The 23,009-nt window shown below is 61.3% G+C and carries 23 protein-coding genes; 2 read left to right on the top strand and 21 right to left on the bottom strand.

The window, feature by feature from the left end; translation table 11 throughout:
• Nucleotides 1–31: 31 nt before the first annotated feature.
• From PTZ19_RS15485 to PTZ19_RS15580, 20 genes are all read right to left on the bottom strand, one after another.
• Nucleotides 32–502: a YaiI/YqxD family protein gene (locus PTZ19_RS15485; protein ID WP_276355973.1), complete on the bottom strand. Its 471-nt coding sequence runs from the start codon at nucleotides 500–502 to the stop codon at nucleotides 32–34.
• A gap of 262 nt (nucleotides 503–764) precedes the next feature.
• Nucleotides 765–1,571: a pyruvate, water dikinase regulatory protein gene (locus PTZ19_RS15490; RefSeq protein ID WP_276355974.1), complete on the bottom strand. Its 807-nt coding sequence runs from the start codon at nucleotides 1,569–1,571 to the stop codon at nucleotides 765–767.
• A gap of 30 nt (nucleotides 1,572–1,601) precedes the next feature.
• Nucleotides 1,602–3,683 carry a glycine--tRNA ligase subunit beta gene (glyS, locus tag PTZ19_RS15495; RefSeq protein ID WP_276355975.1) on the bottom strand — a complete coding sequence of 694 codons (2,082 nt, stop codon included), beginning with the start codon at nucleotides 3,681–3,683 and terminating at the stop codon, nucleotides 1,602–1,604.
• On the bottom strand, nucleotides 3,676–4,560 hold the full coding sequence (gene glyQ, locus PTZ19_RS15500; protein WP_276355976.1) for a glycine--tRNA ligase subunit alpha: 885 nt from the start codon (nucleotides 4,558–4,560) through the stop codon (nucleotides 3,676–3,678). The genes glyS and glyQ overlap by 8 nt, the downstream gene beginning before the upstream one ends.
• Before the next feature lie 550 nt (nucleotides 4,561–5,110).
• On the bottom strand, nucleotides 5,111–5,926 hold the full coding sequence (gene recO, locus PTZ19_RS15505) for a DNA repair protein RecO (protein WP_276355977.1): 816 nt from the start codon (nucleotides 5,924–5,926) through the stop codon (nucleotides 5,111–5,113).
• 72 nt (nucleotides 5,927–5,998) lie between these two features.
• Nucleotides 5,999–6,157, bottom strand: a complete 159-nt coding sequence (locus PTZ19_RS15510; RefSeq protein ID WP_276355978.1) for a YqzL family protein — start codon at nucleotides 6,155–6,157, stop codon at nucleotides 5,999–6,001.
• Between the two features lie 100 nt (nucleotides 6,158–6,257).
• Nucleotides 6,258–7,154 carry a GTPase Era gene (gene era / locus PTZ19_RS15515; protein WP_276355979.1) on the bottom strand — a complete coding sequence of 299 codons (897 nt, stop codon included), beginning with the start codon at nucleotides 7,152–7,154 and terminating at the stop codon, nucleotides 6,258–6,260.
• Between the two features lies 1 nt (nucleotide 7,155).
• Nucleotides 7,156–7,596, bottom strand: a complete 441-nt coding sequence (locus tag PTZ19_RS15520) for a cytidine deaminase (protein WP_276355980.1) — start codon at nucleotides 7,594–7,596, stop codon at nucleotides 7,156–7,158.
• A 20-nt stretch (nucleotides 7,597–7,616) separates the two neighbouring features.
• Nucleotides 7,617–7,991, bottom strand: coding sequence for a diacylglycerol kinase family protein (locus PTZ19_RS15525; protein WP_276355981.1), 375 nt, complete (start codon nucleotides 7,989–7,991; stop codon nucleotides 7,617–7,619).
• Nucleotides 7,988–8,533: an rRNA maturation RNase YbeY gene (ybeY, locus tag PTZ19_RS15530; protein ID WP_276355982.1), complete on the bottom strand. Its 546-nt coding sequence runs from the start codon at nucleotides 8,531–8,533 to the stop codon at nucleotides 7,988–7,990. The genes PTZ19_RS15525 and ybeY overlap by 4 nt, the downstream gene beginning before the upstream one ends.
• Entirely contained in the window at nucleotides 8,530–10,779 is a 2,250-nt protein-coding gene (locus PTZ19_RS15535; protein ID WP_276355983.1) for an HD family phosphohydrolase, read from the bottom strand. The genes ybeY and PTZ19_RS15535 overlap by 4 nt, the downstream gene beginning before the upstream one ends.
• A gap of 17 nt (nucleotides 10,780–10,796) precedes the next feature.
• Nucleotides 10,797–11,768 carry a PhoH family protein gene (locus PTZ19_RS15540; RefSeq protein ID WP_276355984.1) on the bottom strand — a complete coding sequence of 324 codons (972 nt, stop codon included), beginning with the start codon at nucleotides 11,766–11,768 and terminating at the stop codon, nucleotides 10,797–10,799.
• A 15-nt stretch (nucleotides 11,769–11,783) separates the two neighbouring features.
• Entirely contained in the window at nucleotides 11,784–12,977 is a 1,194-nt protein-coding gene (gene yqfD / locus PTZ19_RS15545; RefSeq protein ID WP_276355985.1) for a sporulation protein YqfD, read from the bottom strand.
• Between the two features lie 254 nt (nucleotides 12,978–13,231).
• Nucleotides 13,232–13,528, bottom strand: coding sequence for a sporulation protein YqfC (gene yqfC, locus PTZ19_RS15550; protein WP_276355986.1), 297 nt, complete (start codon nucleotides 13,526–13,528; stop codon nucleotides 13,232–13,234).
• A gap of 651 nt (nucleotides 13,529–14,179) precedes the next feature.
• Nucleotides 14,180–14,899, bottom strand: a complete 720-nt coding sequence (locus tag PTZ19_RS15555; protein ID WP_276355987.1) for a hypothetical protein — start codon at nucleotides 14,897–14,899, stop codon at nucleotides 14,180–14,182.
• Nucleotides 14,900–14,966: 67 nt separating this feature from the next.
• A complete protein-coding gene (gene floA / locus PTZ19_RS15560) occupies nucleotides 14,967–15,962 on the bottom strand; it encodes a flotillin-like protein FloA (RefSeq protein ID WP_276355988.1) in 996 nt (331 codons plus the stop codon).
• Nucleotides 15,963–16,018: 56 nt separating this feature from the next.
• On the bottom strand, nucleotides 16,019–17,401 hold the full coding sequence (locus PTZ19_RS15565) for an NfeD family protein (RefSeq protein WP_276355989.1): 1,383 nt from the start codon (nucleotides 17,399–17,401) through the stop codon (nucleotides 16,019–16,021).
• Nucleotides 17,402–17,617: 216 nt separating this feature from the next.
• On the bottom strand, nucleotides 17,618–18,061 hold the full coding sequence (locus tag PTZ19_RS15570) for a GatB/YqeY domain-containing protein (protein ID WP_276355990.1): 444 nt from the start codon (nucleotides 18,059–18,061) through the stop codon (nucleotides 17,618–17,620).
• Nucleotides 18,062–18,075: 14 nt separating this feature from the next.
• Complete coding sequence (gene rpsU, locus PTZ19_RS15575) at nucleotides 18,076–18,249, bottom strand: 30S ribosomal protein S21 (protein WP_062492346.1); 174 nt, start codon at nucleotides 18,247–18,249, stop codon at nucleotides 18,076–18,078.
• A gap of 76 nt (nucleotides 18,250–18,325) precedes the next feature.
• Complete coding sequence (locus PTZ19_RS15580; protein ID WP_276355991.1) at nucleotides 18,326–18,700, bottom strand: histidine triad nucleotide-binding protein; 375 nt, start codon at nucleotides 18,698–18,700, stop codon at nucleotides 18,326–18,328.
• 173 nt (nucleotides 18,701–18,873) lie between these two features.
• On the opposite strand from PTZ19_RS15580, the gene PTZ19_RS15585 reads away from it, so the two are divergent.
• Nucleotides 18,874–20,796, top strand: coding sequence for an FAD-dependent oxidoreductase (locus tag PTZ19_RS15585; protein ID WP_276355992.1), 1,923 nt, complete (start codon nucleotides 18,874–18,876; stop codon nucleotides 20,794–20,796).
• Nucleotides 20,797–20,964: 168 nt separating this feature from the next.
• Here the strand turns inward: PTZ19_RS15585 and PTZ19_RS15590 are convergent, their stop codons facing one another.
• On the bottom strand, nucleotides 20,965–21,435 hold the full coding sequence (locus tag PTZ19_RS15590; protein WP_276355993.1) for a carboxymuconolactone decarboxylase family protein: 471 nt from the start codon (nucleotides 21,433–21,435) through the stop codon (nucleotides 20,965–20,967).
• Nucleotides 21,436–21,635: 200 nt separating this feature from the next.
• Here PTZ19_RS15590 and PTZ19_RS15595 point away from each other — a divergent pair, with 200 nt between their 5' ends.
• Complete coding sequence (locus PTZ19_RS15595) at nucleotides 21,636–22,505, top strand: sigma-70 family RNA polymerase sigma factor (RefSeq protein ID WP_276355994.1); 870 nt, start codon at nucleotides 21,636–21,638, stop codon at nucleotides 22,503–22,505.
• Nucleotides 22,506–23,009 lie beyond the last annotated feature (504 nt).

Consider the following 23,009-nt stretch of genomic DNA (forward strand, 5'->3'; position numbering starts at 1 on the left):
ACCTTATCTTTAACGCACGTAATACAATTCGCTAAAGGTTGAGATTCTCCTGCATCCCCCGCAAAAGTGTTGTCAGTTTTTGTTGAAACCGGCGCCGATCTTCGTCCGTGAATGCGGGAGGGCCTTTGGTCCTGGCTCCGCCTCTCCTCATTTTCGCCGACGCGTGACGTTGTTCGAGCAAACCTCCGATGTCCGAGTCCCGGATTTCCCGGCCTCTGAACGTCAGAACCGCCGCGCCCCGGGACAAGCCCAGAGCGGCCAGCCCATAGTCCCCGGTCACCAGGATATCCCGAGGCGAAAGCACGTTCGCGATATAGAGGTCGGCCGATTGGCTGCCCGCGTCGACGGTGACGACCCGCACGCTTTCTTCCGGCGCCAGGACGTGGTCGTGGCTGGAAACGAGAAGGGCCGTCGCGCCGCAAGCCCGGACCGTACGAGCGATTTCGGGCTTGACCGGACACGCGTCCCCGTCCACGACGACTCGGTTTCGGAGCGGTTCCACTTGCGTTTTCACCTGCCGACCCAAAGTTTGCCGTACTATTATATACGGCAAACGGACGTAAAATCCTTCTCGTCCCGGTTTCGCGTTTTTGATTCCGGCACGAAGCGAAAGGGAGTTCGTCAAATGCCGATCGCCTGTTCGGCCCATCGTACCGCGGCTTCGCCGATTTCGCCGATTTTGTGACAACTTTGTTGCGGAGGTTGTCCCAAGGGCAAAAACATCGCCGCTGGAGCGCGGCGACTTCTGCAGGATTGAAACGGTATTATCGTTGAATAAGCTCCATGATCAGGCTTGCGGTTTCCTCTACCGCTTTGTTGGAGACATCGATGACGACGCATCCGATCTTGTCCATGATTTCGCGCGCGTGGCGCAGCTCTTTTTCGATCCTCTCCGCCGTGGCATAAGGAGCGGTATCCGGCAGTCCGAGCGCCTTGAGCCGTTCTTTGCGGATCACGTTCAAGGCGTCCGTCCGGATCGTGAGGCCGACCACCTTGTCCCGGGAAACCGTGAACAGCTCCTTCGGGGGGACGAGCTCCGGCACCAGCGGCACGTTGGCCACTTTGTACATTTTGTGCGCGAGAACCATGGACAAAGGCGTCTTGGAGGTCCGGGAGACGCCGACCAGCACGATGTCCGCTTTGTGGATGCCGGTCACGTCGCGGGCGTCGTCGTAACGAACCGCGAATTCCACCGCCTCCACCTTGCGGAAATAATCCGCGTCCAGCACGTGGTTCAGGCCGGGCTCATGGCGGGACTCGGTGCCGAACCGTTCCTCCAGCTTCCCGATCAGCGAACCGAGCAGGTCGATGGCGGTGATCTGGAGCTGCGCCGCCCGCTGGACGATATAGTTGCGAAGCTCCGGGATGACCAGCGTATAGAGGACGATCCCCCGCTCCGCTCCCGCCGCCGTCAGAACGGCGTCAATGCCTTCCGGCGACTGGATGAAGCCGGCCCGCCGGATCTGCACCGTCAAGGGATGAAACTGCGCCGCGGCCGCCCGGACCGCGAGTTCGCCGGTGTCCCCGGCCGAATCGGATACGACGTATACCGTTACGCTCGATTGCGACATCCGGATCCCTCCCCGCTCGCCGGCAAGGCTTCAGCCCGCCAGCTTCGAGAAGTCAGCGAACGACAGGATGTCGTCCGCGATCCGGGCCAGTACCGCCAGGCGGTTGGCGCGGACGGCCGGGTCTTCGGCCATGACCATAACGGCCTCGAAGAAGGCGGCCACCGGTTCGCTCAGCGACGACAACGCCGCCAGCGCCTCGTCCGCGCGCGCTTCCGCCATCGCGGCGGCGAATCGGCCGTGCGCGCCTTGCCAAGCTTCGTGCAAGGCCCCTTCCGCCGGCTCGGCGAACAGGCCCGGATTCACCTCGCGGGATTCCGCCTTGGCCGCTAGGTTGCACACCCGGTTGAACGCTTCGACCGCCGGCCGGAACGCTTCCTTCGCCTCGTCCGACACCCGGCTTTGCAGCGCCCCGGCGCGGCGCACCGTCCGGCGGACATCGCCGAATCCGGCGCCGAGCACGGCGTCGGCGACGTCGTACCGGATGCCTTGCTCGGACAGCACGTTACGCACCCGCAGTCCGAAAAACTCTTCCAAATCGCGGCGGATTTCAGCGGCGTCGCGCTTCAGCCCGCGTGCCGCATGGACGTCCAGCGCGATGCCGAACAGCGCGCCGAGCTCGATGTCCATTTCGTGCGCGAGCAGCGTGGAGACGATGCCGGCCGCCTGGCGGCGAAGGGCGTAAGGGTCTTGCGAGCCCGTCGGCACGATGCCGATCGAGAAGCAGCCGACGATCGTGTCCAGCTTGTCGGCGATGCCGACGATCGCGCCGACGAGCGAGGCCGGAGGCACGTCGCCCGCGTTGCGCGGGGAATAATGCTCGTTGACGGCACGGGCCACGGCTTCCCGTTCCCCCGCCATCCGGGCGTAATCCTCGCCCATGATGCCTTGCAGTTCCGGAAACTCGTACACCATCTGGGAGACGAGGTCGAATTTGCAAATGTCCGCGGTCCGGCTGACGTCGGCTTTCACGGCCGCATCCGCTCCGAGACGATCCGCCAGGCGGTCGGACACGGCGCGCACCCGGCGCACCTTGTCGGCCACGGTGCCGAGCTCCTCGTGGTACACGATGTTCTCCAGCTTCGCCAGCGCGTCGGAAATCACGAGCTTCTTGTCTTCTTCATAGAAGAACTTGGCGTCGGACAAACGCGCGCGCAGCACCTTCTCGTTCCCTTTGGCGACGACGTCGAGAGACGTCCGGTCCCCGTTGCGGACGGTGACGAAATGCGGAAGCAGCTTGCCCGCCGCGTCCAGCACCGGGAAATACCGCTGATGCTCGCGCATGGAGGTAATCAGCACCTCCTGCGGAATGTCCAGGAACGCCGGATCGAACGACCCGGTCAGCACGGTCGGGGTTTCGACGAGGAACAGCACTTCCTCCAGCAAATCTTCTTTCACGGCGATATGCCAGCCGCGCTGTTCGGCCAATTCCCGGATGCCCGCTTCGATGGCGGCCTGGCGCTCTTCCGCGTCCGCGATCACGCTCTGCGCGCGAAGCGTCTCCACGTAATCTTTCGGCTCCCGGATGTCCGCTTCGCTCCCGAGGAAACGGTGGCCGCGGGTCGTGCGGCCCGAGGCGACGCCCGTAATCTCGAACTGCACGATCTCGGCGCCATGCAGGGCGACCAGCCAGCGGATCGGGCGCACATACCGCAGTTCGCGGCTTCCCCAGCGCATGTTTTTCGGAAACGTGAGCGACGTGATGAGGGACGCGAGCGCTTCGGGAAGCAAAGACGCCGTATCCGCGCCTTGGCTGCTCTTGTTGGCGTAGACGTATTCGACGCCGCCGAGCTCTTTGAAATACAGATCCTCCGGCGTTACCCCGTTGCTTTTCGAGAATCCGAGCGCCGCCTTGCTCCAGCCGCCGTTCTCGTCCAGCGCGATTTTGCGGGACGGTCCTTTGACCTCTTCGTTCACGTCCTCCTGACGGTCGGCCAGTCCGTAGACGGCCACGGCGAGCCGGCGCGGGGTGGCGAAGGCGCGGATTTCTTCATAATCAAGCCGGCTGGCTTGCAGCCACTTCTCGGTTTTGTCTTTCAGCTGGTCCATCGCTCCGCGGACGAATCGGGCGGGCACTTCTTCGAGCCCGATTTCCAGCAGCAGATCTTTAGGCATGTTCGGCCGCTCCTTTCAGCAGAGGGAATCCGAGGCGTTCCCGCTCCTGCAGGAACGTCGCCGCCACCTGGCGGGCCAGGTTGCGCACCCGGGCGATATAACCCGTCCGTTCGGTGACGCTGATCGCGCCCCGCGCGTCCAGCAGGTTGAACGTGTGGGAGCATTTGAGCACGTAATCGTACGCGGGGAACACGAGATTTTGCTCCATCGCGCGTTTCGCTTCGGCTTCATAAGTCGAGAACAGTTGGAACAGCATGGCGGCGTCCGACACTTCGAACGTGTATTTCGAATGCTCGTACTCCGGCTGCTTGAAGACGTCCCCGTACGTGACGCCGTCCACCCATTCCAGCTCGAACACGTTCTCTTTTTCCTGGATGTAGGATGCGAGGCGCTCCATGCCGTACGTGATCTCCACCGCGACCGGATGGCAATCGATGCCGCCGACCTGCTGGAAATAGGTGAACTGCGTCACTTCCATGCCGTCCAGCCATACTTCCCAGCCCAGGCCCCAGGCGCCGAGCGTCGGCGATTCCCAGTTGTCTTCGACGAAACGGATGTCATGGTGCAGGGGATCGATGCCGAGCCGTTTGAGGCTCTCCAGATACAGCTCCTGGATGTTGTCCGGGGACGGCTTCATGATCACCTGGAACTGGTGGTGCTGGTACAGCCGGTTCGGGTTTTCCCCGTAGCGGCCGTCGGCCGGGCGGCGGGAAGGCTCCACATAGGCCACGTTCCACGGCTCCGGCCCGATCGTGCGCAGGAACGTCATCGGGTTCATCGTGCCCGCGCCCTTCTCCACGTCGTACGGCTGCACGACGATGCAGTTCTGCTCCGCCCAGAACTGCTGCAGCGTCAGCGTCATTTGCTGAAAGTTCATCTCGTTCACTCTCCATTTTTTTGGGCATGGTTCTCGGGGGCTCCCCCAAAAGTAATCGGAATTCGCTTCGAAGGCCTTCTTCACTTTTGGGGGAATTTCAGAGGGGGCTCCCCCAAAAGTAATCGGAATTCGCTTCGAAGGCCTTCTTCACTTTTGGGGGAATTTCAGAGGGGGCTCCCCCAACAGTAATCGGAATTCGCTTCGCACGCCTTCTTCACTTTTGGGGGATGTTCAGAGGGGGCTCCCCCAAAAGTAATCGGAATTCGCTTCGAAGGCCTTCTTCACTTTTGGGGGACCTAATAAAAAACCCGTCCTTACGGCTGCGGCGATGCGCAGACGTAGGGACGGGATCGATTCCCGCGGTTCCACCCTACTTGGCTTCCGGCGCCCGTTCGGACGCGGAGGAAACCCGCTTTCGTTCTCGGCCGATCCCTCGGGAGGCGCCTTTCGCACAGACCGTCCGTCCGGGCTTGCACCCTCCCCGGCTCGCTTCGCTGCCGACGGTATCCGGCTACTTCTTCTCCTTCAACGGAATCCTATGTGATGTATTCTATCCAACCGGGTCGGGATTGTCAAACGATCCGCCTTCCCGTTCGCCGGATTCCTGCGGCCGGCCGAGCAGCTCCCCGTAACGTTCGAGCTGATCGAGGAAATGCCGGGACTTCAGCTGCAACCCCAAATGGGTGTCGATCCATCGGCGCATCGCCAGCTGCAGCTGCCGTTTGGAACTCTCCTTCACCGAAATGCTGCCCAAGCGGGACAGATCCAGCCGCACGAACAGCCGAAGCAGCTTCCATACCGCTTCTTCCAGCTCCAACGCGGCCGGATCGCGATGGCGGCAATTCGGGCAAAGCGCTCCGCCGGCCAAAGCGCCGAACCGGAACTCGCCTTCCGTCCTTCCGCAGTTCGCGCATTCGTCCAGCACGGGCAAGTACCCGGCGGCGCCTACGATTTTCATTTCATAGATTCGCAGAATGACGGACGGATCTTTGCCTTCCGCCAGCGCGGCGAGACAGCCTTTCAGCTGACGGAACAGAAAAGCGCCGGCCTCTTCTTCGCCGACGGCCCGATCCGTCAATTCGGCCGCGTAGGAAGCGTAAGCCGGCAACTCCAAGCCTTCCCGCAAAGCCCGGAACGGCTCGATCACTTCGCCGCTGTTCAGCGTGCCGAGCGATCCCGATTTGTAGTACGAATACTCCCCGTATGTAAACAGCTGAGCAAGCGCGCCATAACGGCTTTTGGGCTTGCGGGCTCCCCGGATGACGACGCCTTGTTTGCCCGCGGATTCCGTCAGGAGATTGACGATTTTGTTGCCTTCCCCGTAATCCGTACTGCGGATGACGATCCCTTCCACCCGATACAGCATAAGGCGTCTCCCCCCATCCGCGCCGGCGCGGATTCTCGCGGCCGCCCGGACATCCGCCGAGCGGCCGCCATGTCAGGACGGCAACGCTTCTCCCGCGGCGGAACCGTCCTCTTCGTCGGGACCGTCTTCGGCCGGCGGGCCGGCCATTCCCAGCGCATCCATTTCCTTATAAAGCAAATAGGCTTCAATGTCACCGGTTTGCGTAAACACGTGCCATGAGAAATCCCGCACGCCGCTTCATCCTCTCCGGTCGGAAATGAGTTGCTCCTACCCGGTTAGGATATCCGGCAACGCCCCCGGTATCCCTGACAACATTTGAGGCGAATGAGATTCACTCCTGCCGGAAACCGAGCGATTTCAGCACGGATTCCCGATTGCGCCAATCTTTCTTCACCTTGACCCATAGCTCCAGAAAAATTTTGGACCCCAGCAGCTTCTCCATGTCGAGGCGGGCCAGCTTGCCGATTTCCCGCAGCATAGCGCCCTGCTTGCCGATGACGATCCCTTTCTGGGAATCCCGTTCCACGTAAATGACGGCCCCGATCTGAACGACGCCGTTCTCGCCCGTCCCCATGCTTTCGATTTCGACGGCGACCGAATGCGGAATCTCTTCCCGGGTCAGCTGGAGGATTTTCTCGCGGATCAATTCCGCGCAGACGAACTGTTCCGGATGGTCCGTCACCTGGTCGGCGGGGTAATACATCGGGCCTTCGTCGAGGTATTTGGCGATCTGCTCCAGCAGCGCGCCCACGTTATTTCCCTGCAGCGCCGATACCGGCACGATCTCCGCGAAGTCGTGCAGCTTGCGATAGGTTTCGATGACCGGCAGCAACGCCTCCGGATGCACCTTGTCGATTTTATTCAGGACGAGGAACACCGGGGTGCTGACGGTTTTGAGCCGCTCGATGATGAAGCGGTCTCCGCCGCCGAGTTCTTCCGTCACGTCGATGAGGAAGAGCACCGCGTCGACTTCTTCCAGCGCTCCGACGGCCGCCTGGACCATGTAGTCTCCCAGCTTGGAAAACGGCTTGTGGATGCCGGGCGTATCGAGGAACACGATCTGCATCTCGTCGGTCGTGTACACCCCGTGGATTTTGTTCCGGGTCGTCTGCGGCTTGTCGGACATAATCGCCACCTTCTGGCCGACCACCTGGTTCAGCAGCGTCGATTTGCCGACGTTCGGGCGGCCCACGATGGCCACGAACCCCGACTTGAATCCTTCTTTCATCCTAAACACTCCCTTGAGACTGCAAATCCGTCACCGTAAAAGCGCCGGGAAGCAGCTCCGCCACCGTCGTCCACCGATAGTCGCCCCGAAGGTTCCCGAGCACGACCGGCATGTCCGGCTTGCAAAGCTCGACCATTACCTGGCGGCAAATCCCGCAGGGGGTAATGGGCGTATCCGTATCGCCGATCACGGCGGCCACTTGAAATTCGCCCGGCTTCCTTCCGTCGGCGATCGCCCGGAACAGCGCCGTGCGCTCCGCGCAGTTGGTCGGGCCGTACGCGGCGTTCTCCACGTTGCAGCCCGCGTGCAGATGTCCGTCGGCGTCCATGAACACCGCTCCGACGCCGAAGCCGGAATACGGCACGTACGCTTTCTCCCGAGCCGCTTTGGCTGCTTCCAACAGCGCTTCGGCATCCCATTCGTTCCGATTGCCCGTTTCCATGTCCGATTCCTCCCGATTCCCTATCCGAATATCGTCCGCCAAATCGGCGGACCCAATACGATGAGTCCGACGGCAGCCGCGAAAACCGCCGCGATCAGCACGGCCCCCGCCGCCGCGTCTTTGGCCGCCTTGGCCAAAGGGTGATCCTGCGGCGAAGCCAGATCGACGACCCGCTCGACCGCCGTATTGATCATCTCGGCCGTCAGCACGATCGCCGCGGCCGCGCCGAGCCACAGCCAGTCCGCGGGTCCGACGCGCTGCCATATGCCGAGGACGGCGGCCGCAGCGGCCGCCGTCAAGTGGAATCGCATGTTGCGTTCGGAGCGGACCGCTTCCCGGATACCCCTAAGCGCGTGCCCGAACGCCGCGCTCCAACTGGAACGACGGCGGTTCAACGGGTCAGCCCCGCCTTGGCGAGAATGGCCTCCTGCTTGCCGAACATGATCCGCTCCTCTTCTTCCCCGCCGTGATCGTAACCGAGCAAATGCAGGAACCCGTGCACGAACAGAAAGCCGAGCTCCCGCTCGAAGCTGTGGCCGTATTCCTCCGCTTGCGCCTCCGCGCGGGGAACGGAGATGACGATGTCGCCCAGCATCTCGGCGAACGGATCGTAATCCTCGCCCGCGGCCGGTTCTTCGTCGCCTTCTTCGTCCTCGATGACTTCGTACTCGTCCGAGTAGACCACCGGCGGCTCCTCCCCGGCCGTCTCGCGGAGGGGGAAGCTGAGCACGTCCGTCGGTTTGTCCAGCCCGCGGTACTCGCGGTTCATCTCGCGGATGCCTTCGTCGTCGGTCAAGGTCAGCGTCACGACCCCGTCCTCCACGTTCTCGGCTTCCCCGGCGAGCCGAAGCAGCTCTTCGAGCAGCGCCATCCAGGCTTCTTCCCGGGGGCCCGCGCCGCCTTCGCGTTCGTCGATCCATTCCAAATGCAGCGTCATGACAGCTTCTCCTTTGGCTTGAACTCTTTCTCGTCGGGATATTCGATGCGCTGATGGAAGGTGCCGATGACCGTTTCTTTCAGCGATACGGCGACCCGGTCCAGCTCCCGCATCGTCAGGTCGCATTCGCCCAACTGGCCGTCGTCCAGGCGGCCTTTGATGATTTTCGCGATCAGCTCTTCGATCTGCTCCACGGTCGGATGGTTCAGCGAACGGACGGCCGCCTCCACCGCGTCGGCGATGCCGATGATCGCCGCCTCTTTGGACTGCGCCTTCGGTCCGGGATAACGGAAATCATCCTCCGTATACGGGCATTCCTCCCCATTATCCTTCGCCTGCTTGACCGCTTTGTAGTAGAAAAATTTCAGGAACGTCGTGCCGTGATGCTGCTCCGCGATGTCGCGGATTTGCTTGGGCAGCTTGTACGCCTTCAGCATGTTGGCCCCGTCCTGGGCGTGGGCGATGATGATGGAGGCGCTGACTTTCGGATCCAGCTTGTCGTGGGGATTGTCCCCGCCGTTCTGGTTCTCGATGAAATAGAGCGGACGCTTCGTCTTGCCCACGTCGTGGTAGAAGGAGCCGACCCGGCACAGGAGGCCGTTGGCCCCCACCGCTTCCGCCGCGGCTTCCGACAGGTTGCCCACCATCAAGCTGTGATGGTAGGTGCCCGGCGTCTCGGTCAGCAGCTTGCGCAGCAGCGGATGGTTCGGATTGGACAGCTCCACCAGCTTGAGATCGGACAGAATGCCGAACGTCACTTCGAAAAACGGCATCAGCCCGATCACCAGCACCGCCGTCAACAGCCCCCCCGCGAAAACGAAGGCGACCGACTGCACGAGCTGCATCCGGTCCGGCGCCGGTTCGATCAAGCCCAAGGCCAGCACGGCGATGGAACCGAACAAGCTGACCATGATGCCCGCCTTCAAGATGGACGATCGGCGGCTGGCCCGGTGAATCGCCATTACGGCCGTGAAAGAAACGACCCCGGCGATCGCGCCGTAATGGAAATCGAACAGATTGTCCTGGTTCACGTTCAAAATCACGCTGGCCAGCAAGCTGAACAGGAACGCGCTCAGCAGGCCGAAATTGACGTCGATGAGCAGCGTCACCATCATGCTGCCGAGCGCCACGGGCGCCAAATAGCCGATCCCGGGCCACTTATCGTTATGCATGAAGGCGATCAAATGCATGATCAAGATGTTCAGCGTATAAATAAGAAACAGCATGAGCCATTGGACGTTCGTCCGTTGCTGCGCCGCCCCGGCCGGAGCGGCCAGTTCCCCATAACCGTAAATCGCCAGCATGAAGAGAAGGGAGAGCAGCAGGACGCCGAGCTGAGGCCAATAGCTGCGGTGCTCTTTCAACAGCTCCAAATCGGTGAGAAGATCATAAATGTCCTGCGTGATGAGCTCGCCTTTGCGGACGATGACGTCGCCTTGCTTGATCAGCACCGGAGGCGTGTTTTTCTTCGCTTCGACCTTGGCGTCCTCCGTCGCCTTCTTGTCGTAGAACTTGTTCGGGAGGATGACGAGACGGGCGAGTTCCTGCACGATTTCCCGCTGGGTTTTCAGGGACAGGGTGCTGGCGTTGACGAGCTCGGACACTTTGGTCCGGGCCGAGTCCGCTTCCATCAGCGGATCCCGGGTCAATTGGCGCACCACGTCGCGGCCGACGGTTTTCATGTCGGCGATCTGGTCGGACGTCAGGCGCGGCAGCTTGTAATACGTTTCCTCCGGCACCTTGTACATCTGCTCGTCCGTCACTTTGCGCATTTCCGCAAGCAGTTCGTCCGAATACGTTTCCGAACCCGAGGCCGAGGAAATGAAACCCTCGATGTACCGGTCCACGAGGCCCGGAATGTCGCGGCGGTATATATCCACCTTGTCGGCTTCCGTGATCGAATCGTCCTGGTTCAATTGCTCGATGCGGCTGAAAATTTGATCCAACAGCGCCTCGTTGCGCAGCGGCACGATCGGATAAATCGGCCCCACGCTCTCCGCCGCTTTCTCCTGAGCCTCCAGCGTGGCGTTCTCGTCCGTGTACTGGTGCGGAGCCTTGATGTCCCGCTCGCTCTTCTCCCCCAGCGTGATGTTGTAGGTCTCCGGCACGAAACGGGAGGACAGGCTGGCATAGAATAGAAGCACGAAAAGCAGGAGCAGAAGCCAGCGGATCCACAAGCTGACTTCCCACCCTGCTCGTTTCAGGGATAGAGGGGAGCCCGGCGAGCCGTTGTTCTTCGGACGCATCCGGCACATCTCCTTCCTTATGATCGCTGATCCAGATCCTGATCGTAAGCCATGATGATTTTCTGAACGAGCGCGTGGCGGACGACGTCCTGCTCCGAGAAATGGACGAAACCGATCTCATCGATCGGGCTCAGGATACGCTCCGCTTCGATCAGACCCGACTTCTTTCCTTTCGGCAGGTCGATCTGGGTCACGTCTCCCGTGATGACCATATGGGAACCGAACCCAAGGCGGGTCAGGAACATTTTCATTTGTTCGGGCGTCGTGTTCTGGGCTTCGTCCAGGATGATGAACGAATCGTCGAGCGTCCGGCCCCGCATGTACGCGAGCGGAGCGATCTCGATCATGCCGCGCTCCATCGCTTTGTTCACGCCGTCCGGGCCCATCACGTCGTTCAGGGCGTCATAAAGCGGACGCAGGTACGGATCGACCTTCTCCTGAAGGTCGCCCGGCAGGAAGCCGAGGCTTTCGCCCGCTTCCACGGCGGGACGGGTCAGCAGGATGCGCTTGATTTTGCCCTCTTTCAGGGCGGTAACCGCGCAGACGACCGCCAAGTAAGTTTTGCCGGTTCCGGCCGGCCCGATGCCGAACACGATGTCTTTTTTGCGGATCGTCGTCACGTAGTGGCGCTGGCCGAGCGTTTTGGGCACGATCGGTTTTCCGCGGTAGGTGGTCGTGATTTCCCCTTTGAAAAGCGACAGCAATTGATCCGCTTTCATCTCGCGCGCCAGCTCCCATGCATAGCGCACGTCCCGTTCGCCGGGCATGAGGCCCCCGCGGATGAGCTGCAGCAGCGTATCGAACAGCTGTTCCAGGGAGCGGACTTCCTCCGGCGGGCCTTCGACGACGATTTCCGCTTCGCGGGAATGGATCGCCGATTCCGTCTCGCCCTGGATCAAACGCAAATATTTATCCTGAGGCCCAAACAACGCCAGACCTTCAGCCGCATTCTGCAGCGGGATCGTCACGGTCGATTTCGGTTCTGCCAAAAAGCCTCATTCCCCCTACCCTGCGGGTGCTTGGACGATCGGCCGTTCGACGGCGATCGATTGCTCGACCTCGAAAAGTACGGTCAACACAACTTTACCATTCTCCTTTTGTTCATGCAAAATGTTTTCCGACGTGATCCGGGCATCGGGCCCGCACCGGGAGAGCAATTCCTGCCGAGCCTGCCGCAGACCGGCTTCTTTCGCCTCCCCGGAGGTCAGCGAGTCGCGCACCGTCAGCACTTCCATTTCTTTCTCCTTCAAGATGCCGAACGGCAGCTGCCAGGAAAAAATGCGCCACGGGTGCACGGTCGTGCCCGTCCGCGATTCCGCATACGGAGCGCCGCCGTAACCGGAAATTTGCACCGCACGGCTTCCGATCACCAGATAAGTGCGCTCCTTCGACTCTCCGGTGAGCATTTTCTGTTGACGGGTCTGCGGGGAAACGATCCGCATTTCATGCCAGACGAGGCCCATGACTTTGCCTTCGGAGACGACGGCTTTGCGAAGCTCGCCGTCGCCCAGCCAGCCCGAGACGAGCACCTGTCCTTTGCGGACGCGGTCGTTGCGCTCCACGAGCGGCTTGCCGTTCTCCGCCACGACGCGCGTGACGACGGCGTCTTCTTTCGCGACCAGATCGCGCGGACCCGCCGCGGATTTGGGGTCGGGCTTGGTCGCGTCCACGACGGTGATGATGACGCTTGTCCCCTTCTTTTCCACGCCGACCCAGGCCGCATCCGGCAGCTTCGCGGCCAGCTTCCGGGCCAGCGACTCCGCATCCGGCAGCCGCGGAAACCATTGGTAGCGATGCAGTCCTTCCTCTTGGGCCGCCTGCAGGATCCTTTCGGGCGGAATCAAAGATTCGCCTTCGACCTTGACCTGCCAGACGAACGTGGACAACACGAACAGCAGCGCGGCGAACGCCAGCAGGCCTGCCGCGAACGTCTTGCGCCTCGACAGCCGCGCCAGTTGGAAGGGGAGTCCGCGCTTCTGGAGAATCCTCGTTCTGGCGCCGCATTTTTTGAGCAGGGGAGGCAATCGGAAAAAGTCCGGGATCGTCACCCCGAACGTCAGCTCGCCCGATTTCGCGTACGCGATATTCCATAACGCGATCCGCTCGGCTACCGCCAGGTTCAGAAAAGCCTGCGGATCCCCGCCGACCAGCTTGACCCATACGTACCCGCGAACCGTCGCCATCCATGTTCCTTTCATCGCAACCGCCCTTTCCCGCTTTCTTCCGGACCCTCTCCGTCGGGATCAATCGCCTGCATGTCCCGTCCCGACTCGGGTGCCGGTTTCTTACGAGGCGGCTCCGGTTCCGTTCCGTACACCGCTTACGGCGGCTGAGCCTGCCACGTATGCCGCTTCGCAAGCCGATAAGAGCGGCTTGTCCGCCGCCGGAGCGCGAAGCCGGACCGGAGCAAGCCGCCGCCCCGCCCGGGGGCACGCCCCGTCATCGTTTGCCTTTACCCGGCAGGCTTGCCCTTCGGGTGCAGCGTCACGCCCAATATCCGGCCCTCCACGAATACTTCTTCCGCCCCGATATTGCGGATGACCAACCCTTCCCCGGACACTTCCATCTCCCCGCGCTCCATCGCGAGCCGAAGCGACTCGGGGGAAAAATGGATCACCCCTCGATGGTTTTCCACCGTGAGCTGGATGCCGCCGATCATCGTGACGCGAGGAAGGTCGAGCGCCACATCCTGGGGCAGATCGAGGATGGCGGCTGTCCATTTGCGCAGCTTGCGGCTGACTCGCGGCATCAGGCGGTCCTCCTCCCGTACGGTACAACATATGCGCGGGAATCCGCGTTTATGAAGCGGCAGCGCGGACACGCGAGGTTTGGGCGCTCGTGCGCACGGCGGTTTGGGCCGCTCGCCGGCGTGCGGCTCTCTTCGGCAGCCGACGGAAGTTGCAGCAGCACGAAACGCTCCGCATTTTTCGCGGAACCGCCTAAGGGGGATGGACTTCGCCTCTGATGCGTGGATTGGGGGGCAGTTGAGAAAGAAAGTTTCGCAACTTCGTCTCTGCTCCGAGGATTGGGGGGCAGTTGAGAAAGAAAGTTTCGTAACTCCGTCTCTGTTGCGGGGATAGAGGGGGAGTTGAGAAAGAAAGTTTCGCAACTCCGTCTCTGCTCCGAGGATTGGGGGGCAGTTGAGAAAGAAAGTTTCGCAACTTCGTCTCTGCTCCGAGGATTGGGGGGCAGTTGAGAAAGAAAGTTTCGTAACTCCGTCTCTGTTGCGTGGATAGAGGGGCAGTTGAGTAAGAAAATTGCTTAATTTTATCTCAGGAGAGGGGTGACAAAGGTAGTTGAGTTGCAAAGTTCAAGCCTGCAACGATGGGGGCAATATTGGCTGTCTAAACGTAAAAAGCCTGCCGCGGTAGGCGGCAGGCTTTTGCGACTGTGGCAGGATTCACCTGCGAAACGGCTTGCGGGCGCGAGGAGGGCCGAGAATTTCGGTCCAGACGATCGCCCGGGTTAAGTCGTCACGGGTAAGCGCGCCGTGCGTCTCTTCGGCTGAAGGAACGGCCGTTGCCGGAACCGGTGTCGCTCGGGCAGACGAAACAGGGCGAACGGGCGCGGTCACCTGCACGGTTTCCGGCTCCGCGTGCGGCTGAATGCCGGTCCCGGATCGATACGGGTTCTCCGACCCCGGTTCCGCCGAACGGTCGTACGGATGGCTCGCCCATGCCGGACCAGGTGCGCTTGGCAGGGTCGGAGAGGCCCACGCCGGGCGGGACGATCCTTCCTCCGACGGTTCCGCCCACGCCGGGCGCGGCGTTCTCTCCTCTGCCGACTCCGCCCATGCCGGACGAGGTGTTCTTTCACTGGACGGAACCGGCCTCGCATACTCCGGCTGCGGCTCCCTGCGCTCGACCGGCGGCATCGGCTGCCCCGCGCTCCCCTCGGGAATCCTGTCGGCCGGAGGAGCGGCCGTTTGCCGAGGCTGCCTCGGCACGGGAAACACCGGGGAGCCGCCGAAGTCCGGCATCCGGTTCGCCGGCCGATTCGGCGGACGGTTCTGCGGCGGCTTTTCCAGCGGGGACTTGCGGAAGAACATCGTGTAGATCAAACCGATCACGACGATAACCAAGTACAGATGGCCCATGACGAAGTCGATGACCGCCTGCATGCGTCCCCCTCCTCTCCCGCTCCCGATGCCGCCCGGCACCGGCTTCGCGCCTCAATTACGCGGCAAATCATTTCTTGTCTTCGCCTTCACCGCGCAGCATGTCTCCCGAACGGCCAATCGACCCGCGCATTTGCGTGTCCGCTTCGATGTTTTTGAGGTTCATGTAATCCATGACGCCCAGTTTCCCGCCCTTGAGCGCGTCTGCCATGGCGAGCGGCACCTCGGATTCGGCTTCGACGACTTTGGCCCTCATCTCGACGACGCGCGCTTTCATCTCCTGCTCCTGCGCGACCGCCATCGCGCGGCGCTCCTCCGCTTTTGCCTGGGCGATCCGCTTGTCGGCTTCCGCTTGCTCCGTCTGCAGATGCGCGCCGATGTTCTTGCCGATGTCTACGTCCGCGATGTCGATGGACAGGATTTCGAACGCCGTGCCGGCGTCCAGGCCTTTGTTCAGCACCGTCCGCGAAATCATGTCGGGATTCTCCAGCACGTCCTTATGCGAGTTGGACGAGCCTACCGTCGTGACGATGCCTTCGCCGACGCGCGCGATGATCGTCTCTTCCCCGGCGCCGCCGACAAGTCGGTCGATGTTGGCCCGGACCGTGACGCGCGCCTTGACTTTGACTTCGATCCCGTCCTTCGCGACGGCGGAGACGATCGGCGTCTCGATGACGCGCGGATTGACGCTCATCTGAACGGCTTGCAGCACGTCGCGGCCCGCCAGATCGATCGCGGCCGCCCGTTCGAACACGAGCGGGATGTTCGCGCGCTGGGCGGCGATCAACGAGTTCACGACGCGATCCACGTTGCCCCCTGCCAGGAAGTGGCTTTCCAGTTGATTGATCGTCAGCCCCAGCCCCGCTTTGGTCGCTTTGATCATCGGATTGACGATCCGGCTGGGCGTTACCCGCCGCAGCCGCATGGCCACCAGCGTGATGATGCCGATGCGAACCCCCGAAGCGAGCGCCGAAATCCAGAGCATGAACGGGAAAAAGCTCAAGAAAACCGACAGCGCGATCACGACGATCGCCACGATGACCAAAATTTGAATGCCTGCGTCCATGGAAACCCTCCGATTAACGAATTTTTTCTTTCCGAATCGAAATCAGCTAAATCCGGTTACAGCGGCTGCTCGACTTTCTCGACCAACACGCGGGTTCCGTCGACGGCGGTGACCCGGACCGGACTCCCCGCAGCGATGAAATCGCCCGAAGTCACGACATCCACCCGCCGACCGCCGATTTCCGCCACGCCTGCCGGCCGAAGGGCCGATTTCGCGACTCCTTCCAGACCGACCAGCTCCTCGCGCGACTCGTTCGGAACATAACCTTGCTCCTTGGTCAGTTGATCCCGCAAAATGAACCGGTTCCAAATGCCCCGGCGTCGGAAGACGTAGGCGAATACCGCCACGATCACGACGGCGACGGCGGCCGCCATGCCCAACGACCGGAGCGCATGTCCGGTATCGTAAGCCGCGCTGGCGATGCCGTAAATCAGAGCGGACACGCCGAGTATGCCCAGGATCCCGAAGCTCGGCACGAACATTTCCAGCACGAGCAGCACGATGCCGGCAATGAAAACGACCATGGAACTCAGCTCCGCGAACCCCGCCACCGATTGGCCGAAGAAATACAACCCGAATCCCAGCAAGCCGACGATGCCGGGAACGCCGAAGCCGGGCACGATTAGCTCGATCGCGATGCCGGCGATCCCGATGATGAGCAGCAGCGTGGATACGCCGGGAGACGTCAACCACTGGGACACCCGCTCCGCGAACGAAGGCTGAAGCTCCACCACGCCCCGGTCGGCCAACCCTTTCCAGGCGATCACCTCATCCGTCGATTTGGCCATCGTATCGGCGTACCCGACTTTGAAGGCTTCCTCCGCGGAAAGCGACAAAATTTGTCCCCGTTCCTTCGTCCGGCCGATCGTTTTCATCTCGACCGTTCGCGACGGGTCCACCATCGCCGCCGCGATCTCGGGATTCCGGCCGTTCAGTTCCGCCGCCGCCACCATCTCTGACGTCCAGTGGGCGACGAGTTTCGGGTTGTCCACCGCGTTCCCGCTGCCGTCCACGATCATCGCGGCGCCGATCGTCGAGCCGGGCGACATCGCGATCCCTCCGGCATTCAGCGCCAAGTACGCTCCGGCGGAAGCCGCTTTGCCGCTTACGAACGCGACCGTCGGCACTTTGGCGCCCCGAATCCGGCCGCCGATCTCCTCGGCCGCGTCCAGCCTTCCCCCCGGCGTATCGACGTCCAGCACGACGAGCGAAGCGCCGGCTTCCTCGGCCTCGGACAGCGCCCGGTCCAAGAAGGAGGCCAGTCCGCTTTGCACGGTCATGTTCACCGGGATGACGTAAACGGCGCCCGAAGCGGCTTCCGTTTCGGCTTCCGCGGCTGCGGCCGCGCCCGGTCCTGCCGAACCGTATCCCGCGAAAACCAAACCCCAGAACAGCAGAATAAGCAGCCGAATCCCTCTCACTCTTCTGCCGTTAGACATTGGATTCCTCCTCTAATAGGGAGATTGAAGGAGTCCAAACTCTCCTTCGCTATAGGAGTTTGACGAAGCCAAACTTTCCCCCCGCTTTAAGAGTTCGCTTGATTACCCTGTATTACGCAGGCCGTCCGGCATGGTTTCGGAAAGGTTCCGGCCGCGGCAAAGTCCCGCCTATGCAAAAAGCACTCCCCTTGCGGAGAGTGCCTGCTTTCGACGGAATCATGACAGATATTGTTGAACCAACTGGTTGACAAGCTTGCCGTCGGCACGTCCTTTGACCTTAGGCATCAGGGCGCCCATCAACTTTCCCATATCGGCTTTGGAAGAAGCACCGGTTTCCTGTATGGTCTGCAACACGATTTCTTTGATTTCTTCTTCGGTTAGCTGCTTTGGAAGGTACTGGCTGATGATCTCGATCTCGGCGGAGACTTGGGCAACAAGGTCGTCGCGACCCGCTTGCTGGAAATCCTGGAGGGAATCCCTGCGCTGCTTGAGCTCCCGACTGACGACCTGAACCAGCTCGTCATCCTGAAGCGGACGGCGCAGCTCGATCTCTTGGTTCTTGATCGAAGCGCGAACCAGGCGGATGGTGGAAAGCCGGAATTTGTCCCCGGTCTTCATCGCTTGCTTCATGTCTTCGTTCAATCGATCCGCGAGGTTCATGGTGCAACTGCCTCCTAGTACTTCCGTTTACGAGCGGCTTCGGATTTCTTTTTCCGCTTGACGCTCGGTTTCTCGTAGTGTTTCCGCTTTTTGACTTCAGCGAGAACGCCGTCTTTTGCGATGGAACGCTTAAAGCGGCGGAGTGCAGCGTCGATTGTTTCGTTTTTGCGTACTTTCGTTTCGGACACCTGTTTTCCCTCCCTCCGCAACAGACCACAAGACACGGTTATCAAACTTCATTATAGGTGATGGGGAAAGGGGGTGTCAACTTGACGCCGCGCCAGGTTCCGAGGCTTCTCGGGGATTCAGGCCCGCCAATTTTTCCCCGCCGAGCACGTGCAGATGCAAATGGAACACGACTTGTCCCGCATCGCGGCCGACGTTCGTCACCACGCGGTATCCGTTATGTTCGAGCCCCGCTTCCCGCGCCGCCTTCCGCGCCGCCAGCATGGCGCGTCCGAGCAGCATCGCATCCTCCTCCGAAGCATCGTCCAACGAAGCGACATGCTTGCGGGGAATGACGAGCAAATGCACCGGTGCCTGAGGCTGGATGTCATGGAAAACCACCACGTGCTCGTCTTCGAATGCCTTGCGGGACGGAACCGTCCCTTCGGCGATTTTGCAGAAGATGCAATCCATAGCGCTTCGGGCTCCTTTACTTTCCCTTTTCCCTTCCATTTTACCGTATGCGCGAGGGTCTCGTCCAATCGGCGAAACGGAAAATTCCGCTCCGAAAATAGACTGTCGGTCTATTTTCCTCTGGTTTTCCTGTTGCCCGCGTCGTATAATGCAATCGAAGGAGCGTGTGCGGCATGAAAATTCCCGGTTTTCGGCCGGCCACCCACCGGAAAAAGGCGCTCGTGGCGGAAACCGCCCTGAGGCTGTTCGCCGAACGGGGTTACGATCACGTCTCGGTCGACGACATCATCGCGGCCACCGGCACGTCCAAAGGGACGTTCTATCACTACTTCCGCAGCAAAGAAGAGCTGCTCTGCGAGCTGCCCTCCCGGCAGCGCGAGCGGGTTCGGCTATGGGCAGAGCGCGGGTACGGTCCGGGGCCGTCCGTGCAAGGACGCGTATGCAGCCTGCTGCTGGAATTGGCCGCAGAGGTGCGGGACACCCCTTTGTTGGTGCGAAGCGTCTACTCCCTGACCCGGGAAGAGCCGCTGCTCGCCAAGGCGCAGGATGAGTTGGCCCGTCAGCTGACGGACCTGCTCGCGGGTTGGCTCGGGGATCGCCGGAAGGCGAACCTGCTCTACGATCTCTACACCGGAACGCTGTGGACATGGGCGACGGGAAGCCGGTCCGATCTGGAATCGGCGCTACGGGAAAATTTGTCATGGGCTTGGCGCGGGCTCTCGGACGGCGGAGAATGGCCGTTAACGGGACGCTCGGCCATGTTGGAGGAGGAACCGAACATGGAAGTCGCCGTCATCGGCGGTGGTTTGGCGGGGCTTACGGCCGCCGCGTATCTGAGTCAGTCGCCGGGAGTCCGCGGCGTGCTCTTCGAACGGAGTCCTCAATGGGGGGGACGGGCGTTTACATATGAGAAGAGCGGATTCACGCTGAACTATGGCGCCCACGCGATTTACGGCATCGACCGGCATACGATCGGCCAGCTGGAGAAGGAGCTGGGGCTTACGTTTTCCAGCCGGCAGGTCGACAAGCGCAAAGTCATGTACGAAAAAGGGACCGACGTCACGCCGGCGCCTCTCGATTTCGTCAACCTGATGAAAACGGACGTGCTGCGGACCGGCCAGAAAGTAAGGTTCGTCGCGGAGATCGCGGCGATGATGGGCGGCATCCACCAGCTTCGCCATTATGCGACGCTTGGCGATTATTTGGCCGAATCGAACGCGGGAGAAGACTTGAAGGAGCTTTGGGAACATCTCGTCTGCTCCAACTTCTTCATCTCCCCGGAGGACGCGCGTCGCGTTCCCGGACCGGTCATCGCCGAGTATTACCATAACCTTTTCCTGTCCCAGAAGCCGGTCAATTATATCCTCGGCAGCTGGGCGGTCATTACCGGACAGCTTCAGGAGAAAATCGCGGGATCCGGCCGTTGGGAGCTGGCGCTGAAGGAAGGCGCCGATTCGATCCGCTACGAGAACGGGAAATACGTCATCGCGACGAAGACCCGGGAGCTCGCTTTCGACCGCGTCGTGTTCGCCATGCCGGTCCAGCAGGTCGTCAAGCTGCTTTCGGGCACGCCTTGGGAGCCGTTCCTCGCGCCTTACGAGTCGAACACGGCGACCGAAGTGCTGGTCTACGACGTCGGGCTCAGCCATGTCGTGAACCGGCCGTTCTCCTACATCAGCGACATGAACAACAAAATGTTCATCACCGACGTCTCCGCGACCGACCATACGTTGACCCCGGAAGACGGACAACTGCTTCAAGGGATCGCATACCTGTCCGACGATTCGTTCGGCGGGGAAACCGAGCGCAAAACCTATCTGGATGAGCGCCAGGCGCAGATGGAGGCTTTGTTCGACCGCCATTATCCGGGCTGGCGGGACGCCGTCGTCGTGAAGCGGATGAGCAAAAAGGCGATGGTCCAAAGCGTCAAGCACGTCGCGGGGAACCTGCTGCTGCCGAACCGCATGGAGAGCGTGCCCTTCTACTTCTGCGGCGACGGCTGCCAGGGCAAAGGCGAACTCGCCGAACGCGCCTTCTCCAGCGCCCGCGCGGCCGCGCAGCTGGTGCTGCAGGAAACGCTGGCTTCGGTCAGGTAATAGAAGAAATAGGAAAAGGCCTTTGTCGGCCGGCTGTTCAGCCGAGGACAAAGGCCTTTTTTGCATCGTCGATGCTTGGAGCGGCGCCTCCTTGCAGCGTCTTCGCCTGCTAGCCTTCTGATTCAGGCTTACTCTGCGTTCGTCAGGCGTAGGCCCTCCGTATCACCGTCAGCCGGCGGTTGGCGCGACCGTCTGTTTCGTGGCGACGTTCAGCCGATTCCAGAGGTTGACCGTGGCGATTCCCGCGACCAACGTCGCCAGCGCTTGCTCATCGTAATGCCGGGCCGCTTCGCGGAAAATCTCGTCCGGCACGGGGTCCGTCCGGTCGCTCAAGCGGGTCACCGCTTCGCTGAGCGCCAGAGCGGCCCGCTCGGCGTCGGTGAAGTGCGGCGTTTCGCGCCAAGCCGCCGCGGCCAGGAGCCGCTCCGTCGTTTCGCCTGCCGCCATGGCGTTGCGCGAATGCAGGTCGACGCACACGCTGTCCCCATTGATTTGGCTGGCACGAAGGTAACAAAGGAAAAGCGTCCGTTTCGGAACGGAGGAACTCTCCGCCGAGGCGAACAGCGCTTTTCCCAACGCTTGCAGCGCTTGGGACGCTTCGGGTACGATCATGACGGGACTGTTCATTCTGGGTTTCATGGGCAACCACTCCTTCGGAAGTTGAAATTCGGAGCCGGGTTTTTCGGCCCTTCACGAGGATGACGAATCGCTTGCCGGGAATGTGACGAATCCGGAATCCGACGCAGGAGCGGCGCCCCCCGCTGTCACATCGGCCCCGCGGAATTCGTCAGATAGTAGAGGGAGTGATTCCAATAAGACCGGAAGAAGGAAACGGGAACATGAGCGGACAAAAAAGACTGGCGGAGCAGTTCGAGGCGCACCGGAACCACCTTTTGGCGGTCGCGTACCGTATGCTGGGCTCCTTATGCGAGGCGGAAGACGCGGTGCAGGAAACATGGCTGCGTCTCGGCCGTTCGGACGCGGAGGCCATCGAGAACTTGGGAGGATGGCTGACCACGGTGATCTCCCGGATCTGTCTGGACATGCTGCGATCGCGCAAGTCCAGGCGGGAGGAATCGTTGGAGACGCGCTTGAACGATTCGATGGAGAGCCGCGACGACAGCATCGATCCCGAAAAAGAAGCGCTGCTCGCGGAATCCGTCGGCTTGGCGCTTCTGGTCGTGCTTAACCGTCTGAGCCCGGTGGAGAGGGTCGCCTATGTGCTGCACGACATTTTCGACCTTCCCTTCTCCGACATCGCGCCGATCGTGGGCAAATCGGAGGCTGCCGCCCGACAGCTCGCGAGCCGGGCCCGTCGCCGGGTACGGGGAGCAGGCACGACGGAAAACGCCGATGTCGCCCGCCAGCGCGAACTCGTGGACGCCTTCCTGGCGGCGGCGTACGCCGGCGATTTCGAGGCGCTGCTGGCCGTGCTCGATCCGGACGTCGTGCTCCGGGACGATCGCGAGGCAGTCGGCGTTCCCCTGGTTACGCGAGGCGCGAAATCGCTGGCCCTGCAGGTTTCGGGCCGCGCGAAAGCGGCGCAGCCCGTTCTCGTGAACGGCTCCGTCGGCGTCGTTGCGGCTCCGATGGGAAGGTTGCTCTACGTGCTCCAATTCACGATCCAACATGGAAAAATCGCCGAAGTCGAGCTGATTTCGGATCCGGACAGAGTCCGCAAGCTGGATTTGGCGGTGCTGGGGGATTAAGCCGGTGACACCGGCTTAATCCCCAGCGGACGGGGTATGGCGAGACCATTAAGTCGGTCTCACCGACTTAATGCCTCACGGACGGGGCATGGCGGGACCATTAAGTTGGTCTCACCGACTTAATCTCTCGTGAATAGTGCATGGCGGGACCATTAAGTCGATCTCACCGACTTAACTCCTCGCGGACGGGGCATGGTCGGACCGTTAAGTCGGTCTCGCAGGCTAAATCCCTCGCGGACGCTACACCTATTCACTTAACATACATTGGTAATGTTGCAATCGAGCACACGTAGAGATTTAGCGCGCGTGGTGCTCTATTTCCCTCGAAGTCCATTTCCCGAAATTTAGCCACCTCGTGATCAATTCTCCTTGAACTCCATTGTTTACCCCGATATAGCGCACATGGTGCCTATTTTTAACTCGAACTTACGCAATTACCCTGTAAAAAACGAGTTCCGTATCCTTTCATGCATTGTGCGTTTTCGCGATTTTTCCCCACGAATG

Source organism: Cohnella caldifontis (assembly GCF_029360585.1).
Classification (GTDB): domain Bacteria; phylum Bacillota; class Bacilli; order Paenibacillales; family Paenibacillaceae; genus Cohnella; species Cohnella caldifontis.

What these genes read in the sequence shown, in the direction of transcription:
- PTZ19_RS15570 (WP_276355990.1), bottom strand. Translation starts at nt 18,061, where the DNA reads ATGAACCTCGCGGATCGATTGAACGAAGACATGAAGCAAGCGATGAAG.
- floA (WP_276355988.1), bottom strand. Translation starts at nt 15,962, where the DNA reads ATGGACGCAGGCATTCAAATTTTGGTCATCGTGGCGATCGTCGTGATC.
- ybeY (WP_276355982.1), bottom strand. Translation starts at nt 8,533, where the DNA reads ATGACGCTGCATTTGGAATGGATCGACGAACGCGAAGGCGGCGCGGGC.
- PTZ19_RS15585 (WP_276355992.1), top strand. Translation starts at nt 18,874, where the DNA reads ATGAAAATTCCCGGTTTTCGGCCGGCCACCCACCGGAAAAAGGCGCTC.
- PTZ19_RS15595 (WP_276355994.1), top strand. Translation starts at nt 21,636, where the DNA reads ATGAGCGGACAAAAAAGACTGGCGGAGCAGTTCGAGGCGCACCGGAAC.
- yqfC (WP_276355986.1), bottom strand. Translation starts at nt 13,528, where the DNA reads ATGCCGCGAGTCAGCCGCAAGCTGCGCAAATGGACAGCCGCCATCCTC.
- PTZ19_RS15535 (WP_276355983.1), bottom strand. Translation starts at nt 10,779, where the DNA reads ATGCGTCCGAAGAACAACGGCTCGCCGGGCTCCCCTCTATCCCTGAAA.
- glyQ (WP_276355976.1), bottom strand. Translation starts at nt 4,560, where the DNA reads ATGAACTTTCAGCAAATGACGCTGACGCTGCAGCAGTTCTGGGCGGAG.
- era (WP_276355979.1), bottom strand. Translation starts at nt 7,154, where the DNA reads ATGAAAGAAGGATTCAAGTCGGGGTTCGTGGCCATCGTGGGCCGCCCG.
- PTZ19_RS15555 (WP_276355987.1), bottom strand. Translation starts at nt 14,899, where the DNA reads ATGCAGGCGGTCATCGACTTCGTCATGGGCCATCTGTACTTGGTTATC.
- yqfD (WP_276355985.1), bottom strand. Translation starts at nt 12,977, where the DNA reads ATGAAAGGAACATGGATGGCGACGGTTCGCGGGTACGTATGGGTCAAG.
- PTZ19_RS15565 (WP_276355989.1), bottom strand. Translation starts at nt 17,401, where the DNA reads ATGTCTAACGGCAGAAGAGTGAGAGGGATTCGGCTGCTTATTCTGCTG.
- glyS (WP_276355975.1), bottom strand. Translation starts at nt 3,683, where the DNA reads ATGCCTAAAGATCTGCTGCTGGAAATCGGGCTCGAAGAAGTGCCCGCC.
- recO (WP_276355977.1), bottom strand. Translation starts at nt 5,926, where the DNA reads ATGCTGTATCGGGTGGAAGGGATCGTCATCCGCAGTACGGATTACGGG.
- PTZ19_RS15490 (WP_276355974.1), bottom strand. Translation starts at nt 1,571, where the DNA reads ATGTCGCAATCGAGCGTAACGGTATACGTCGTATCCGATTCGGCCGGG.
- PTZ19_RS15590 (WP_276355993.1), bottom strand. Translation starts at nt 21,435, where the DNA reads ATGAAACCCAGAATGAACAGTCCCGTCATGATCGTACCCGAAGCGTCC.
- PTZ19_RS15520 (WP_276355980.1), bottom strand. Translation starts at nt 7,596, where the DNA reads ATGGAAACGGGCAATCGGAACGAATGGGATGCCGAAGCGCTGTTGGAA.
- PTZ19_RS15580 (WP_276355991.1), bottom strand. Translation starts at nt 18,700, where the DNA reads ATGGATTGCATCTTCTGCAAAATCGCCGAAGGGACGGTTCCGTCCCGC.